The organism is Mycobacterium sp. (assembly GCF_040398885.1).
Taxonomy (GTDB): Bacteria; Actinomycetota; Actinomycetes; order Mycobacteriales; family Mycobacteriaceae; genus Mycobacterium.
Genome location: NZ_JBBATF010000248.1, coordinates 1 through 2,918, shown reverse-complemented (window position 1 = coordinate 2,918; position 2,918 = coordinate 1). Strand labels below are relative to the sequence as shown.

Below are 2,918 nucleotides of genomic sequence, written 5' to 3'. Positions count from 1 at the left end.
CGCACCCCGTTGGTGGAGAACTTCACCCCGACATGGTGGGCGGTGGCGTAGTCCACCAGTTCCCAGAAGTCCGGCCGCACGGTCGGCTCGCCACCGCCGATGTTGACGTAGAACACCTGCATGCGCTCGAGTTCGTCGATGATCGCCTTGCACTGCGCGGTGGACAGCTCGCCGGGATCGCGGCGTCCGGAGGAGGACAGGCAGTGCACGCAGGACAGGTTGCAGGCGTAGGTCAGTTCCCAGGTCAGGCAGATGGGAGCGTCCAGTCCCCGCTCGAAGTGTTCGATCAGTCCGGAGGTCATCGGCTCTCCCGGGGTATCAGCATGTCGGATTCGGCGAGCGCGGCGAGTGCGCGCAGGTAGGGGCCGCGCTGTTCGGGGCCGACGCCGGCGGCCGCCAGAGCCGACGGGACGTCCGGGTGGTCGGCCAGGGACTCCACCACGGCGACGATGGTGCGGTTCTTCAGGAACGACAGTTTGCGGGTTCCGAAGTGGTACAGCAATGCCCCGAACGGCTCGGGGCGCACGGCGACCTGCGGATGCAGACGCCAGCTGCCCGGAACGGGTGACGGCTCGATCAGTAGACCCCGCACATCCCGTCGATGGAGACCTCTTCGACCAGGCTCTCGGTCACCAGCGCGGAGGCGGTCGCGTCGGTGGTGTTCTCGCTCTGCGTGGGCTCCATCCGGGGTGATCCTTTCGTCGGTCCTCGACATCGGTTGGCGTCGTGACAGAATATGGCATCAGGTGCCGAAAAGGAAGGTTTTGGGCAGGTGCGGGCAGCAGCGAAGACGTCCCCGGGGCCGGGCCGGCGGCGGTCGACCACCCCGGGCGACATCGCCGACGTCGCACTGGAGCTTTTCGCGAACCACGGCTTCGGCGAAGTCAGCGTCGACGACGTCGCACTGGCGGCCGGCATCGCGCGCCGCACGCTGTTCCGCTACTACCCCTCCAAGAACGCGATCCCGTGGGGCGACTTCGACTCGCATCTGCAGCGCTTCGCCGCACTGCTCGACGGCGCCGACCCCGGGCTGCCACTGCGGGATGCGCTGCGCTCGGCGCTGCTGGAGTTCAACACCTTCGACGATTCCGAGTCGGCCCGGCATCGCCGGCGCATGCGGGTCATCCTGCAGACCGAGGAACTCCAGGCGTACTCGATGACCATGTACGCCGGCTGGCGGGAGGTGATCGCCGAGTTCGTCGCTCGCCGGACCGGTTGCGGCTCAACGGATCTGGTGCCGCAGACTCATGCCTGGCTGATGCTGGGGGTGGCGCTGGCGGCTTACCAACACTGGCTGGCCGACGATTCGGTGTCGCTGCGTCAGGCGCTGGCGGAGGCCTTCGACACCGCCGCGGCCGGCCTAGCCGAGTCGACGATGCTGCCGAGGAACGAGGCAGAGGAGGAGCGAGGCAGTCCGGCCTAGCCGAGTCGACGATGCTGCCGAGGAACGAGGCAGAGGAGGAGCGAGGCAGTCCGGCCTAGCCGAGCACCTCGCCGATCGGCGCCGCGGCGGCGATCTTCGCGCGGGCCTTCATCACCTTGCCGGGCATGCCGCCGCCGACCACACCGGCCAGCACGCCGTCGCGCTCGTAGTAGGCCAGGAACCGGCGGCCGTCGTCCTCGGCCACGTGCACGACGTCATCGGCCGCCGGCTCCCCCAGACACTGGATCTTGACGTCGTACTGGTCGCTCCAGAAGTACGGCACCACCACCGGGGTGGGCACGTCCCGGCCGAGCATGGCCGGCACGAGCACCCGGGCCTGTTCGGCGACGTTGCTCCAGTGCTCGACGCGCCCCTGGTGCCCGGCCGCGTCGCGCCAGGAGGCGACGTCGCCGAGGGCCCAGACGTGCGGCGCGCTGGCGCGGCCCACCCCGTCGCAGAGCACCCCCCGGTCCTTGGGGTCCAGCGCGATCCCACTGCCGTCGAGCCAGTCGGTGGCCGGCCGCGACCCGATTCCCACCACCACCAGGTCGGCGTCGAGCACCGTGCCGTCGGTCAGCGTCACCGCACTGACATGTCCGTCGGTCCCGGCCACCTCCGCCACGCCGACGCCGGTGCGCACGTCGACACCCTCGGCGCGGTGCAGCCGCGCCACCAGCTCGCCGATCCGCTCGCCAAGCACACCGGCCAGCGGAGCCGGCTGCGGCTCCACCAGCACCACGTCCACACCGAGCCTGCGCAGGCCGGCGGCGACCTCGCAACCGATGAAGCCGGCGCCGACGATGACCGCCCGGCGCGCCGAGGCGGCGCGCTCCCGCAGCCCCAGCGAATCGTCGAGGGTGCGCAGCACCCGGATCCCCGCCAGATCGGGGAACGACGGAATGCGTTTGGGGACAAGGCCGGTCGCGATCACCAGGTCGTCGTACCCGATCACCCGGCCGTCGGCCAGGGTGACCGTCCGGGCCGCGGTGTCCAGCGACCGCGCGGCCACCCCGAGGCGCAGCGTGACATCGGCGTCGGCGTAGAAGTCGTGCGGTTTGAGCGCGACATCGGCCAACCCCTTGGCAGGGTCCTGCAGCACATCCTTGGACAGCGGGGGCCGATCGTAGGGGGGGTGCCGCTCGTCGCCGACGACGGTCAACGGACCGGCGTAACCGGATTTACGCAACTGCTCGGCGGTCCGGACCGCTGCCAGCCCACCGCCCACGATGACAACCCCGTTTTCGCCCACGAGGTGTTCTTACACGACGTGGGGTGAGGCGTTCCCGAGCGGACCGGCCCGATGCCGCCCATAATCGGCTGGTCCGCAAAAATCAGGAGGCGCCCGCGATGACGGCACCACCGACGGTCACCCTGACCGAACAGATGCTGCGCCGGCGGCCGGTTGTCGGCGCACCGGTGGCCCATGGGGCCTCCGAGAACCTCAAACGCTCGATCGGCGTGTTCCAGCTGACCATGTTCGGCGTCGGCTGCACCG

At 70.1% G+C, this 2,918-nt stretch carries 6 protein-coding genes; 2 read left to right on the top strand and 4 right to left on the bottom strand.

Going from position 1 to position 2,918, the window contains the following annotated elements; genetic code table 11:
- The 3 genes from ADBZ5U_RS15535 to mftA form a co-directional block, all read right to left on the bottom strand.
- Positions 1-302, bottom strand: a 302-nt coding sequence (locus tag ADBZ5U_RS15535) for a radical SAM protein (protein WP_526811688.1), incomplete at its 3' end; no start/stop codon positions are given.
- Positions 299-592 (bottom strand): mycofactocin biosynthesis chaperone MftB, encoded by a 294-nt coding sequence (mftB, locus tag ADBZ5U_RS15530; protein ID WP_526811691.1) that lies wholly within the window; start codon positions 590-592, stop codon positions 299-301. The genes mftB and ADBZ5U_RS15535, both read right to left, overlap by 4 nt.
- The gene (gene mftA, locus ADBZ5U_RS15525) at positions 577-837 is read right to left on the bottom strand and encodes a mycofactocin precursor MftA (protein WP_526811686.1); all 261 of its coding nucleotides are present in this window, start codon (positions 835-837) and stop codon (positions 577-579) included. Before mftA ends, mftB begins: the two co-directional genes overlap by 16 nt.
- Here mftA and mftR point away from each other — a divergent pair.
- Complete coding sequence (gene mftR, locus ADBZ5U_RS15520; protein ID WP_526811684.1) at positions 737-1,423, top strand: mycofactocin system transcriptional regulator MftR; 687 nt, start codon at positions 737-739, stop codon at positions 1,421-1,423. The two genes, mftA and mftR, sit on opposite strands and share 101 nt — an antisense overlap.
- 55 nt (positions 1,424-1,478) lie before the next feature.
- Here the strand turns inward: mftR and ADBZ5U_RS15515 are convergent, their stop codons facing one another.
- Complete coding sequence (locus ADBZ5U_RS15515; RefSeq protein ID WP_526811683.1) at positions 1,479-2,672, bottom strand: NAD(P)/FAD-dependent oxidoreductase; 1,194 nt, start codon at positions 2,670-2,672, stop codon at positions 1,479-1,481.
- 98 nt (positions 2,673-2,770) lie between these two features.
- Here ADBZ5U_RS15515 and ADBZ5U_RS15510 point away from each other — a divergent pair.
- Positions 2,771-2,918: hypothetical protein (locus tag ADBZ5U_RS15510; RefSeq protein WP_526811690.1), on the top strand; the 148-nt coding region annotated here is incomplete at its 3' end.